The organism is Gordonia sp. J1A, from assembly GCF_055393515.1.
This window is the reverse complement of record NZ_AP041607.1, coordinates 627858-641051: the sequence shown is the minus strand read 5'-3', so window position 1 is coordinate 641051 and position 13194 is coordinate 627858. Positions and strand designations below refer to the sequence as shown.

Genomic DNA, 13194 nt, shown 5'->3' with positions numbered 1-13194 from the left:
TCTGTCCGGCGACCACGTGGAGGAGCAGCCGCACATGAGTACCAGCCCGGAGAGCAACGAGACGGCGCAGTCCGTGTCCGCCGAGCCCGCGACCGCGTTCGATCTGGTCCTGCGCGGCGAGCAGATGTTGACGACGGCGGGGATCGTGGCCCGCGAGATCGGCATCCGCGACGGCCGCGTCACCGCGATCGAGCCGCTCGGCAGCGGCCTGCAGGGTGCCGAGGTCATCGAACTCGCGTCGAATCAAGTGATGATTCCGGGGCTGGTCGACACCCACGTGCACGTGAACGAGCCGGGTCGCACCGAATGGGAGGGCTTCGAGTCCGCCACCAAGGCGGCGGCCGCGGGCGGCGTCACCACGCTGATCGACATGCCGCTGAACTCGATTCCGTCCACCGTCACGGTCGAGGCGCTCAACATCAAGCGGCGGGCAGCCGCGGGCAAGACCTACATCGACGTCGGCTTCTGGGGCGGCGCCATTCCCGGCAACGAGGGCGACCTCCGCGGGCTGCACGACGAGGGCGTCTTCGGTTTCAAGTGCTTCCTGCTGCACTCGGGCGTCGACGAGTTCCCGCATCTCACCGCCGACGAGATGGAAGCGGATATGGCGGAGCTGGCGAAGTACGACTCCCTGATGATCGTTCACGCCGAGGACTCGCGGGCGATCGACCACGCGCCCACCGCGGAGGGCAACCAGTACGCGAACTTCCTGGCCTCCCGCCCGCGCGGCGCAGAGAACGTGGCGGTCGCCGAGGTGATCGAGCGCGCCCGCTGGACCGGCGCCCGCGCGCACATCCTGCACCTGTCGTCCTCGGACGCACTGCCGATGATCGCCTCGGCGCGCCGCGACGGCGTCAAGCTCACCGTCGAGACGTGTCCGCACTACCTGACGCTGCTCGCCGAGGAGATCCCCAACGGCGCCACCGCGTACAAATGCTGTCCGCCGATCCGCGAGGCGTCGAACCGAGAGCTGCTCTGGCAGGGGCTGCTCGACGGCACCATCGACTGCATCGTGTCCGACCACTCGCCGTCGACGGTCGACCTCAAAGACGTCGAGGGCGGCGACTTCGGCGTCGCCTGGGGCGGCGTCGCATCACTGCAGCTGGGACTGTCGCTGATCTGGACCGAGGCCAAGCGCCGCGGCATCGATCTGCCGCAGGTGATGGAATGGATGTCGGCCAAGCCCGCGGCTCTGGCCGGGCTGACCAACAAGGGCCGCATCGCCCTCGGCTGCGACGCCGACTTCGCGATCTTCGAGCCCGATTCGGCGCAGGTGGTCGACGTCCGCAACCTGCATCACAAGAACCCGATCAGTCCGTACGACGGCCGCGCCCTGGCCGGCGTCGTCACGGGCACCTGGCTTCGCGGTCAGAAGGTCGACTTCGAGAACCCCCGCGGCCGGATGCTTCGCCGCGGAGACGTCTGATCCCATCACCTGGTCAGACAACGGAAAACGACTTCGCCGGCGAGGCACCACCTCGCCGGCGAAGTGCGTTGTGGCACAGCGAACTTCCAAACGCTTGTCGGCTGATCGGTCTAATCGTCCACCGGGCTCGCTGATATCCCCGAACAAGACATTGCCGACTCCTAAGATTCGTACGGTTTCCGCGCATTGCGCACACGCACATTCAGGAGCACGATGACCAACCAGCCACCCCTTCCACCGAATGGCCCCTACCCGCAGTATGGCCATCCACAGTATGGCCATCCACCCGTCGGCCCAGGGATGCAACCGCCCGTGCCGCCGGCCAAGCAGCGCAAGAAGTGGCCATGGATCGTCGGCATCGTCGTCGTAGTGGTGATCATCGCGGCGGCGATGAGCGGCGGCGACGACGACAAGTCCACTGACAAGACTGCGAAGAGCGCGGCGACCGTTTCCCAGCGAGCCGACACAGCGACCGCTGTCCCAGACGATGAAACGAACGAGAAGTCTGACAAGAAGTCGAAGGACGCGGGGCTCAACACTCCCGTCCGGGATGGCAAGTTCGAGTTCACTGTCACCGGTGTCGAGAAGGGCGTGCCCTCTGTGGGTGACAATCCCTACCTCACCGAGCAGGCTCAAGGGCAGTTCGTCATCCTGTCGGTCACAGTGAAGAACATCGGGAAGAAGCCCCAGTCCTTCTCTCCGACCGCCCAGAAGCTGATCGACTCCGAAGACCGGACATTCGAGCCCGACACGACAGCGCAGATCGCGCTCGGCGGGTCGGACATCACCGTCTGGGACAACATCAACCCGGGCAACGCAGTCGACGTCAAGCTCGTATTCGATATGCCGAAGGGCGCTGTTCCCGCAGCCGTGGAACTGCACGATTCGATGTTCTCGAATGGAGCCTCGGTGGATCTGGCCTAACCGCCTACACCACACGCTTCAGGCGGTCACCCGGGTCATCGCCCAGGTCCAGCACCTCGTTGAAGCCGTCGACGACGCACTCGGCGAATAATTCCGGCTCGGTGACGGCGGCGGCGTCGAAGTTCAGGCCGAGGCACGCCGTGCCGTTGTGCGTGATCATCGTGGCCATCACCGCGCAGCCGGGCAGCGGGCCGAAGGGGAACATCCGCTCCACGCGGGCGCCGGCGACGAACGTCTCCCACGGAATCCCCGGCACATTGCTGGCCTGCAGATCGTTCTGCGACGTGGTGCCGCTGAACTGCGCCAGCAGCGGGCCGGGCAGCCAAGCCGCCACCGGCCCGATGGTGTTGAGGATGTCGACCGCGGGCTCGGCGCGCGCCGCGCGGACCTGCTCCCGGATGGTCAGCACACGCTCGAACGGGTCGTCGATCCCGATCGGTCCCGCGAGCCGCCCGACGGCGATCCGGTTTCCGCCATCGGGATCGCCGGGTTCACGGACCGAGATGGGGATCGCGACGGGAATCGTGTCGACCACCGTCCCCATCCTCTCGTGGTACCGCCGGAAGCCGCCGATCAGGCCGCCGAGGTAGACGTCGTTGATCGACGCGCCGGTCGCCGAACTCACGGCGCGCAGCGCGGCGAAGTCCACCTCGAACGCACTGAACCGCCACGAGAGGCTGCGAGCGGCCAGCAGCGGTGATCCGGGCGGACTGATCATTCCGGCGACTCTCGGAACCGATCGGCCGTACCGAAGCACGCGGCGCAGGGTCCGCTTGGGATCACCGATCGCCCGGACTCCGGCGACGGCGAGTCCGGCCAGTTTCGGCAGCCGGCGGATCTCCTCCCCGATCTGGCGGCTCAGCACGTCGAGAGACGACAGATCCCCGGGTGCGGGGGCGGGCGGCTGCGGCTTGCCCGGTATCGGCTCGCGGCTGGTGGAATGCAGCTGCGCGAGAACGAGAATCGCACCGAGTCCGTCGGTGAGAGCATGATGCGCCTTGAAGAAGTACGCGGTCTTGCCGTCGGCCAGCCCGTCGATGAGGTAGCCCTCCCACGGCGGTCGAGCCGAGTCGAGCGGTGTCATCGCGAGCTGTTCGCAGAGGGTGAGGACCTCGCGCATCGATCCGTCGCCGGCCACCCGGACGCGCCGCAGGTGGTAGTGCAAGTCGAAGTCGGGGTCCACCTCCCAACTCGGGGTGCCGGTGCGCAGCGGCGATTCGATCACTCGCTGACGGAACCGCGGCGCCATCCGGCTTCCCCAGTCGTGCGCCGCCACGAGCCGATCCCAATCCGGTTCACAGTCGTAGACCTCGAGCATCGAGATCGTCGACCGCAACCGGCGGTCGGCGTCGCCGCGCCACATGACCGTGTCGACCGCACTCATCTCCGGTTCGGTGCCCCATGCAAGAGGCCGGTCCACCACCGGCTCGCGCGGTGCGCCGGAATCACTCGTCACCTTCGGACTCCTGCCACTCGAAGACTCCCATCGTCCTGGTCATCCGGCCGTCGTCGAACGCGGTGACCGGCCAGTCGGCCAGCGCGTCCAGGAACTGCTGTCGCACCTGGCTCGCGTACTCGCCGACCTTCTCGGGCACCCACGAGGAGGTGTCGACCGGCGGCAGCACTCGGACCTCGACCGTGCCGGGTTTGATCAACTGCGCTCCGCGCCACATCAGCTCGCCCGCGTTGCGCAAGACCACCGGCACCACCGGCACGCCGGCCTGCATGGCGATGTGGAACGGTCCCTTCTTGAACTCACCGATCCGCGGCGTCGCCGACCTCGTCCCCTCCGGGGCCACGACGAGCGAGAACCCCTCGTCGACCACCTTCCGGACCACCGGTTCCAACTGTTCGATCGCCCGGCCGGCGTCGGCGCGGTCGATGAACGCCACACCCCCGACCTCCAGGATTCTGCCGAACAGCGGCAGGTCGCGGATCTCCTTCTTCGCCACCCCCGTGGCCTGGCCGCGGATGAGATGGATCATCACCGGGAGATCGAGCTTGGACTGGTGGTTGAACACGAAGACGCACGGTCGAGCCGACTGCAGATAGCCGCCTCCGTCGAGGACGTCCACCCGGACCCCGGCGAGTGCGAAACCGGTGTCGATCCCCGACGAGACAGCCTTCTGCATCACCTGCGTGCCGTCGTCGCTGAGCACTCCCCTGGCGAATCCGACGGCGGCGCCGCCGAGAAACGAGCCGTAGAAGGCACTGGTGCGGGCGAGCATGCCGAGCCTGTTGTGCGACGGATTCCGCAGTTCCAGGATCGGCCAGCCACGCGATTCGGCGACCGCCCGCAGCCCCCGCTGGGGCGACACCGCCGCCGGATGTCCTACCGCCTCCAGATAGGGCACATCCTCGTTTCCGTCGCTGTAGGCGAACGACGACGCCAGGTCCAGATCGTGCTCGGCGGCCAGGCGCCGCACCGCGGCGGCCTTGCCGGGGCCCCACAGAGGTCTGCCGAGGATCTTGCCGGTCGCGATCCCATCGATCACCTCGACGTCGGTCGCGAGCGCGTCGTCGGCATCGATCTGCCGGGCGATGGGCTCGATCTGAAAGCGCGTGGCCGAGGACGCGATCACGATGCGGTGTCCCTTGGACCGGTGCGCGCGAATGATCTGCCACATCTGCGGCCGCAGCTTGGAGGCCGTGTCCTCTTTGAACAGCCGCTCGCCCATCGCCAGCAACTCGGCGTAGGTCTTGCCCGCGAACGCCGGCCGCGTGGCTTCGAGCACCTCGGCGAAGTCCTGCTCCGACGAGCAGCCGCGCAGGGCGATCATCAGTCCGTCGAGGAGTTCGCCGGGCGTGAACTCGAGGCTGCGCAGACGCGCCCGCAGGATCGCCGTGGCCGAGAACCCCTCGATCAGCGTTCCGTCGTAGTCGAAGAAGGCACAGACCCGCCCGCCCTCGGGCGCGGACCGGATCGCCCGCAGCCGCTCCGCCAGCGCACTCATGCGTCCGCCTCCCGCGCTGCGGCCTGCGCCGCTTCGATCTCGGCGATCCGGGCGAGCCTGCACCGCATCTCCTCCACCTCGTCGAGCCAGGCTCTGCGGCGGGAGGCCACCTCGCTCGCCGAATCACCGTGCACCGCGCCACGGTTGTCGGCCAGCCGGTACGCGCCGTCGTACAGTTCCCGGGACACCGAGTCCTTGCTGTGCACCACGCCCTGCAACGACAACTGGCGGCCCAGGCCCAGACACTCGGTCAACACCTCCTCCTTGTCGAGTTCCTCGGATCCGAGGGCGACCAGCCGGGTCGCCACCACCAGCTGCGCGTCGAAGAAGGTCTGCAGCGTGCGGCGGGCGAACAGTTGCCCCGCGCTCGCCAGCAGCGCCGCATGCACCCATTCCTTGGTCCGCCGGTCGGTCCGCCAACCGGGAGCGAGCAGATCCATCTCGGCTCCGAGCCGATGGAGGAACTCCTGCTTGGCGGGGAAGAAGAACTCGAACTTGAGCAGATCGCGGATGCGGAGCACCTCCTGCTGCGCGGGAGCGAGCAGCCCCTCGTCGGCGCCGGCCTGCGCGTCGGGCGCCGGGCCTCCCTCCACCACGTCGCCCGCCGACACGGCGAGCATCCCCAGTTCGACGATCGCCCGGCCGACGAAGTGGTGCAGCGCGCCGTTGCGGTAGTAGGCGGCGACCGCATGATTGTCGGGGGCGATGGACCACACCTGCTCCGGGCCGCCGTCGAAGGTCTCGAGGACACCGGCGTCGGTGAGTTCGCGGAGCGTGGTGAGCAGCCCGAGCCCGCGGCACAGCGACGGGTCGGGGCCGGGCAGGCCGCGGGTGTCGATGTAGGTCAGCAACGGCGCCAGAATCACCTCGATCTCCCGCGCCGTGTACGCCCGGTCCGCGGCGCCGAGCAATGCGAACCCGGCCAGAGACGTCGCCGAGATCGGAGTCGCGGCGTTGATCTCGTCCATGACCTTGAACGCGACCTTCTCCAGGCGTGCCCGCCCGGTCCCCGCCTCGGCCAGCGCTTCGCGGAGCGAGAACGGTTCACCGAACCGGACGCGGGCCTCGCCGCGATACGTCCGCTGGGCGCGAGCGTACTTGAGCAGCCACTTGAGGTCCTCGGGACTCTTGGTGCCCCCGGCCGACTCCTTCGCCATGGCGGCGATCTCCGGAAGCTGGTCGTAGACGATCGAGGTCGGCACCACCACCACGTCCGCGGCGTCGAGCGCCTCCACAGCGTCCGCGACGTAGGCGAGCAGACCGAGCATCGGCGGCCGCAGCTTGCCGGTCCGGCTTCGGCCGCCCTCGATGTACCACTCCAGATTGAAGCGCTTCTCGACGATGAAGGAGAGGTACGAGCGCATCGCCAGCTTGTAGACCGGGTCGGCGCCGAACTTGCGCCGGATGAACACGGTGCCCGCGCGGCGGGCGATCGGTCCCATCGGCCAGAACGCCAGGTTCTCACCCCCGAGCACGAGGTTCGGCGGAAAGTCGTGCTGATGCAGCACACTGGCCAGGATCAGCGAGTCGACGTACGACCGGTGCGAGGGCAGGAACACCAGCGAACTCGACTTGTTGACCGAGCGCAGACGTCCGAGGGTGTCCAGATCCGCCGACACCGACCATGCGCGCTCGTAAAGTCCGCTGAAAGTGGAGGTGAAGACGTCGCGGACCAGTCTGCTCTGGGTTGCGACGAAGGCGCTCATCTTGTCGGTGGCCTCCTGCGCCACCGATGCGGCGGACCGCCCGAGTTCGGCCGCGAGTTCGGCGGCCGCGGCCTGGAATCTGGCCGACGAGCTGATCTGCTCGGCCACCAGTCGCGGCACCTTGTACCGGGTTCCGACGAGTTCGAGTTCCGCGCGCTCGGCCGAGATCGCGGCCTGCATGCCGACGAAGCCTGCGAACGACGTCCCCTCGGCCTGCCGCTCGTCGTAGCGAGCGCCGAGTTCGGCCACTGTGGCGGGGACGCCCTGCACCACGCGGACCCGATCCGGTCCGTGCCTGCGGATGGCCGCCTGCCGGAAGGCCGGTGGGCGCCGCGGATTCGAGAGCACGATCGCGTCGGCCAACGCGACCTTGCGTTCACCGCGACGCACCGGCGGCAACCACACCACGCGCGCCGGAATCAGGGTGGTGTCCGGATCGAGAGCGGCCACGTCGACGTCCTCGAGCCTGACCACGCCGACACCCGGATGATGCTTCGCCGCCCACTCGTCGAGGATCTCCTGCTCCACTCCGGTCCGCACCTGCGCCAGTACGATCGCGCTCACCGAATCTCCTCGTCCGACGATCTGCCCCCGGACACGGCTGAGTTCCGGCGGGAACTGAATTGTCGCCGATCGCGGATCGGTCCGGGGCGGTATTCGATGCCGTTCGGTATTCCGGTCGAGCCGGCACCAAACACTCCCGCCGGTCTTGATCGTCTGATCTACTCGATCGTGTGAGTGTTTCGACCTCCGCGCCGCCGGTGTCACGCCGGGTCACCGCGGGCTTCGCGGCCGGCAGTCTGGGAACCGGTGGCTTCGGCGTGCTGCCCGGACTGGTGCTGGCGTACTACCTCACGGACACTCTCGCGGTCGGCGCCCTGCTCGCCTCGGCGATCGTGGTGATCCCCAAGATCGTCGACGTCCTGGTGAACCCGCTGATCGGCGCTCGCAACGACACCGCGTTCGCCGCCACCGGATCCCGCACGCGGTTGATGTGGATCGGCACCCTCGCGATCGTGCCGACATTCATCCTCACCTTCGCCGCACCGACGGCCGCGCCGCCCGCGGTGGCCGCACTGTGGGTGCTCGTCTTCTTCACCACCGCTGCCGTGGCCTACGCCTGCTTTCAGGTCCCGTACATCGCGCTGCCCACCGATCTGACGCCCGACTATCACGCGCGCACACGTCTGATCTCGGCGCGGATCGCGGTTCTCGCGCTGGCGATCCTGTTGATCGGCGCGGGCGCTCCCGCGGTCCGCGATGCGCTCGGGGGCGGCGCCGCCGGTTACGCGGTGATGGCTGCGGTGTCCGTGGCCGTGATCGCGGGAGGCATGGCCGTCTCGACAGCGGTCGCCGGCGCCGCGGGCCGTCGGGCGCCGATCCGGGCGCGGACCGCGACGCACGCGGTGGGCGGAGCCGCGGCGTTCCGGGCCGTCCGCGATCATCACCACTATCGGGTCCTGTTGTCGGTCTTCGTGATTCAGGCGCTCGCGAGCGCGGTGATGCTCGCCGGAGCGCAGTATCTGGCGACCTACGTCCTCGACAGCTCCGCCGCGCTGACCCCGCTGTTCGTCGCGCTCGTGGCACCGGCGCTGCTGGTGATGCCGCTGTGGGTCCGTGTGGGACGACGTTTCGGGAAGCTGCGCGGTCTGTACGCGGCGTCGGCGTTGTTCCTGCTCGCGGACGTGATCCTCGCTTTCGCGATCGCGGCGCCGGGGGCGTGGGTCTTCGGAGTCCTGGCGATCACCGGCGTCGGCTACGCCGGCATGCAGACCTTTCCGCTCGCGATGCTTCCCGACGTGATCGACGAATACTCCGCGCGCACCGGCCGCGAGCAGGGCGGCGCCCTGTCCGGCCTCTGGACCGCGGGCGAAACGCTGGGCATGGCCGTGGGACCGGGTCTGTACCTGCTGGTGCTCGCGGCCACCGGGTTCGTCTCGTCGACGGCCGACACGGTCGCCGATCAGCCGCGCAGCGCGATCATCGGCATCACCGCGGGATTCTCGGTGCTGCCCGCAGTCCTGGTGGCGCTGAGTCTGGTGCTGCTGACCCGCTACGAGAGGAGACACCCGTGACGAGCCGCGACCCGGACGAGGTACTGGCCAGACTGCGCCGACTGCGCGAATCCGACGCGCCGACCCACGGCGGCCGGATCCTCTCCTACGTGTACGACAGCGGGCTGGGCGTCCTCGACCGGCTGGCCGCGGACGCAGCCGAGCTCGTCCGTCCGGTGAACGGACTCGATCCCACGGTCTTCGGATCGGTCGCCGCGATGGAACGCGATCTGATCGAGTTCTCCCGGAGCGCGTTCGGCTCCCCCGACGCCGTCGGGACGGTCACCTCCGGCGGCACCGAGAGCTGCCTCCTCGCCGTCGCCGCGGCCCGCCGGACCTCCGGGCTCCCGCGCGGGCACGGAAATGTGGTCGCGCCGTCGACAGCGCACGCCGCCTTCGACAAGGCCGCCGAAATGCTCGGCGTCGATCTACGACGAGTTCCGGTGGATCCCGACTCCACTCGACCGTCCGCCGCCGACGTCGCCGCGCACGTCGACGACGAGACCTTCCTGCTGGTCGCGTCCGCTCCGAACTATCCGACCGGAACGGTGGACCCGATCGCCGAGTTCGGCGCGCTGGCGCTCGAACGCGGGCTGCCGCTGCACGTGGATGCCTGTCTCGGCGGCTTCGCACTCGCCTGGTGGCCAGAACCGTCCGATCCGTGGGACCTGTCCGTGCCCGGTGTCACCAGCCTGTCCGCCGACTTCCACAAATACGGCTACGCCCCGAAGGGCGCGTCCATCCTGTTGCACACCGATCGGGATCGGCACCGCGCCGGCTACTTCGCCACCGCGGACTGGCCGGGCTATCCGGTGGTCAACCCGACGCTGCTCGGGTCGCGATCGGCCACCGGCACCGCCGCAGCGTGGGCGATCACCCAGTTCCTCGGCCCCGAGGGGTTCGCCGGACTCGTCGGCGACATCGCCGCCGCGCGCACGGTGCTCCTCGAGCAGGTCTGCGCCATCGACGGGCTCCGGGTGGTCGGCGACCCCTTCGGTCCGGTCTTCGCGGTGGCCGCCGACCACGCGTCGGCGCGGCCGATCGACCCCCACCGGTGGGCCGACGAGGTCCACGCGCGTGGATTCACCCTGCAGGCGCAGCCCCGCTACCGGCAGTCCGACGGCTCCGAACTCGCCGCGAGCACCCATCTGACGATCACTCCGGTGACCCGGACGGTGGCCGTCGAGCTGTCGGCCGCGATGGTCGACGCCGCGACCGCGGCTCGTGCACTTCCGCCGATCGACGCACCGGGCCCGCTCCGCGAGCTGGCCGCGGCGTTCGAGTCCGGAGCCGTCACGGTCGAGGACGCCGTCGGGCTGGACTCGGCGGCCACCGAGGCCGTGCTGATCGGAGCGGGGATCGACCCGCACTCCGACCCGGCGCGGTCGGAGGAGGCGCTCGACATCGGCGCCGTGATCGCCGCCATCGACCTCCTCCCCCGACCGGTGACGGCGAAGATGCTCATCGAGTTCCTCGCCGCCTTCACCAATCCGCCGCCGGCCGGGACGGGCACTACAGTGCGCGCGAGATGATCTCCTTCATGATCTCGTTGGTGCCGCCGTAGATCATCTGGACGCGGTTGTCGGCCCACATGCGGGCGATCGGGTACTCGTTCATGTAGCCGTAGCCGCCGAAGAGCTGCAGGCAGGTGTCGGCGACCTGCATGGCCTTCTCGGTGGTCCACCACTTCGACATCGCCACGGTCGGGATGTCGAGTTCACCGCGCAGGTGCTGCTCGATGCAGTCGTCGATGAACACCCGGGCGACGTGTGCTTCGGTCGCGACCTCGGCGAGCTTGAACTTGGTGTTCTGGAAGCCGTAGATCGGACGGCCGAAGGCGGTGCGCTCCTTGGTGTACTCGAGCGTCTTCTCCAGGGCGACCTCCATGCCTGCGACGGACGCGACACCGATGATCAGGCGCTCCTGCGGAAGCTGCGTCATCAGCTGGATGAAGCCCAGCCCCTCCTGGTCGCCGAGCAGATTCGACTGCGGCACACGCACACCCGAGAAGTTCAGCTCGGCCGTGTCCTGGCCGCGCATGCCGACCTTGTCGAGGATCCGGCCGCGGCTGAAGCCCTCGCGGTCGGTCTCGACCAGGATTAGCGAGATGCCCTTGGCGCCCTCGTTGGTGTCGGTCTTGGCGACGACGATCACCAGATCGGCCTGGCCGCCGTTGGTGATGAAGGTCTTGGAACCGTCGATGACGTAATCGTCACCGTCCTTGATCGCCTTGGTCTTGACGTTCTGCAGGTCCGATCCCGTTCCCGGCTCGGTCATGGCGATCGCACTGACCACCTCTCCCGAGGCCATCTTCGGCAACCAGTGCTGCTTCTGCTCCTCGGAGCCGTACGCGAGCAGGTAGTGCGCGACGATCCCGTTGTGCAGGCTCTGGCCCCATGACGAGTCGACGGCCCGCGCCTGCTCCTCGATCAGGACCGCCTCGTGGGCGAACGTGCCGCCGCCGCCCCCGTACTCCTCCGGGATCGACATGCAGAGCAGGCCCACCTCGCCCGCTTTGAGCCACAGATCGCGGTCGACGTGGTGCTGCTCGATGAAGCGTTCGGTGTTCGGAGCGAGCTCCTTCTCGCAGAACGCGCGCGCCATGTCGCGCAGCGCGGTGAGTTCCTCGGTCTCCCACGAAGGACGTCGTGCCATGAGTTGAGCTACCTATCTCGAGTGCGGTGTTCGACGCTGAGCGTGCCGCCCAGCCCTACCGGCGACTATACAGTCGTACCGTATTTTGAGTGCCTCGCGAGCTTAACATCGCTCGATGTCAACGTCGCGTCCGGGGCGACGCCGACCGCCGCTCCGGCCACCCCGCGCACAACCGGAAACGCCCGGAACCAGGCGGTTGCGGGCGTTTACGGGGACGAGAGATGCAGGTCAGGCGTTGCCCTTAGACCACGTCGACCAGGGGATGTTCCAGTCGCCGAGACCGTCGGTGCCGGGCAGTTCGGGCCCGATCGTGTTCTTCACCGTCACCGGGTCGCCACGCAGCGTGTTCCGGACCACCCAGAGGGCGTCGTCCGGGCTGAGGTTCAGGCACCCGTGGCTGGTGTTCGTGTTGCCCTGCGCCCACACCGACCACGGAGCCGAGTGCAGGTAGATACCGCTGTACGACATCTGGGTCGCGTAGTCCACGGGGGTGCGGTAGCCGTCGGCGGAGTTCGTCGGGACGCCGTAGGTCGAGGAGTCCATGATGATGTGATCGAGACGGTCACCGATGATGTAGATGCCGTTGTCGGTGGGCGCGCTCTCCTTGCCCATCGAGGTCGGCATGGTCCGGATGACCTTGCCGTCGCGCTTGACGGTGACCATCTTGGTGTTGTCGTCCGCGAACAACTCCATCTGGCGACCGACCTTGAACGACGACGAGACGTTCTCCTGGCCGAAGAGCCCGTCGCCCAGATCGATTCCGAAGGTGTTGACCTTCACGCTCACCTTGGTGCCCGGCTTCCAGAAGTGCTCGGGACGCCAGCGGACCTCCTGGTCGCTGATCCAGTAGAAGGCGCCCTCCACCTTCGGGGTCGAGGTGATCTTGATGGCGGCCTGGGCCGCCTTGCGGTCCGGGATCGCCTCGTCGAAACGCACACCGATGGTCTGCGCGATACCGACGGTCTCACCGTCGGGCGGGCTGATGTACGCCTGCGTCACGTTGTTCGGAGCGCGGGTGGTGAAAGTGCTCTTGCTGGTCGTGGTGCCGCCGACGCCGATCGCGTCCGCGGTGACCGTGTACGACCTGTCGTATCCGAACGGCTCGGCACTGGTCCACTTGGTGCCGTCCTCGCTCAGCACGCCCTTGATCGGCGTGCCGTCCGACTTCGGGATGTTGACATTGCGGATGGTGCCCTCGGTCGCGGTCACGACGATCGGCGCACCCGGCTGGACGCCCACCTCACCCTTCTGCAGAGGCTTGCCCGACTCGTCGGTGAACGCGAGTGCAGGCTTGATCATGTCCCCGAACTCACCGTTCGCGTGGACCTGACCGTCATAGCTGCTGCAGGACGAGATCAGCGCGATGGCGGCAAGCATGGCAAAAACGGCAGTGACCTTGGCCCCGAACCGACGGCCGCGCATCCGACGAAAACGCATTGTGCTCCCAAGAAGAATTCAGCGGGCTCCGCAGAGAC

At 68.3% G+C, this 13194-nt stretch carries 9 protein-coding genes; 4 read left to right on the top strand and 5 right to left on the bottom strand.

The window, feature by feature from the left end; all coding sequences use genetic code 11:
* Positions 1–34 precede the first annotated feature (34 nt).
* Both allB and ACZ5QD_RS02930 read left to right on the top strand, forming a co-directional pair.
* Positions 35–1426, top strand: coding sequence for an allantoinase AllB (gene allB, locus ACZ5QD_RS02935; protein WP_045538989.1), 1392 nt, complete (start codon positions 35–37; stop codon positions 1424–1426).
* Between the two features lie 213 nt (positions 1427–1639).
* Positions 1640–2350 carry a DUF4352 domain-containing protein gene (locus ACZ5QD_RS02930; RefSeq protein WP_045538977.1) on the top strand — a complete coding sequence of 237 codons (711 nt, stop codon included), beginning with the start codon at positions 1640–1642 and terminating at the stop codon, positions 2348–2350.
* 4 nt (positions 2351–2354) lie between these two features.
* Here ACZ5QD_RS02930 and ACZ5QD_RS02925 read toward each other — a convergent pair whose 3' ends face one another.
* Genes ACZ5QD_RS02925 through ACZ5QD_RS02915 form a run of 3 tightly spaced genes read right to left on the bottom strand, consistent with a single transcriptional unit; the run spans position 2355 to position 7574 of the window.
* Entirely contained in the window at positions 2355–3806 is a 1452-nt protein-coding gene (locus ACZ5QD_RS02925) for a wax ester/triacylglycerol synthase domain-containing protein (protein WP_414735743.1), read from the bottom strand.
* Complete coding sequence (locus tag ACZ5QD_RS02920) at positions 3796–5304, bottom strand: HAD-IB family hydrolase (RefSeq protein WP_006896550.1); 1509 nt, start codon at positions 5302–5304, stop codon at positions 3796–3798. Before ACZ5QD_RS02920 ends, ACZ5QD_RS02925 begins: the two co-directional genes overlap by 11 nt.
* Positions 5301–7574 (bottom strand): glycerol-3-phosphate 1-O-acyltransferase, encoded by a 2274-nt coding sequence (locus tag ACZ5QD_RS02915; protein ID WP_006896549.1) that lies wholly within the window; start codon positions 7572–7574, stop codon positions 5301–5303. The genes ACZ5QD_RS02920 and ACZ5QD_RS02915 overlap by 4 nt, the downstream gene beginning before the upstream one ends.
* A gap of 170 nt (positions 7575–7744) precedes the next feature.
* Between ACZ5QD_RS02915 and ACZ5QD_RS02910 the strand changes: the two genes are divergently transcribed.
* Together ACZ5QD_RS02910 and ACZ5QD_RS02905 are read left to right on the top strand one after the other, a co-directional pair.
* Entirely contained in the window at positions 7745–9085 is a 1341-nt protein-coding gene (locus ACZ5QD_RS02910; RefSeq protein ID WP_222111814.1) for an MFS transporter, read from the top strand.
* Positions 9082–10596, top strand: coding sequence for a pyridoxal phosphate-dependent decarboxylase family protein (locus ACZ5QD_RS02905; protein ID WP_045540495.1), 1515 nt, complete (start codon positions 9082–9084; stop codon positions 10594–10596). The genes ACZ5QD_RS02910 and ACZ5QD_RS02905 overlap by 4 nt, the downstream gene beginning before the upstream one ends.
* Here ACZ5QD_RS02905 and ACZ5QD_RS02900 read toward each other — a convergent pair.
* Together ACZ5QD_RS02900 and ACZ5QD_RS02895 are read right to left on the bottom strand one after the other, a co-directional pair.
* Entirely contained in the window at positions 10577–11719 is a 1143-nt protein-coding gene (locus ACZ5QD_RS02900) for an acyl-CoA dehydrogenase family protein (RefSeq protein WP_062367576.1), read from the bottom strand. The two genes, ACZ5QD_RS02905 and ACZ5QD_RS02900, sit on opposite strands and share 20 nt — an antisense overlap.
* A 228-nt stretch (positions 11720–11947) precedes the next feature.
* On the bottom strand, positions 11948–13156 hold the full coding sequence (locus ACZ5QD_RS02895) for a L,D-transpeptidase (protein ID WP_006896545.1): 1209 nt from the start codon (positions 13154–13156) through the stop codon (positions 11948–11950).
* Positions 13157–13194 lie beyond the last annotated feature (38 nt).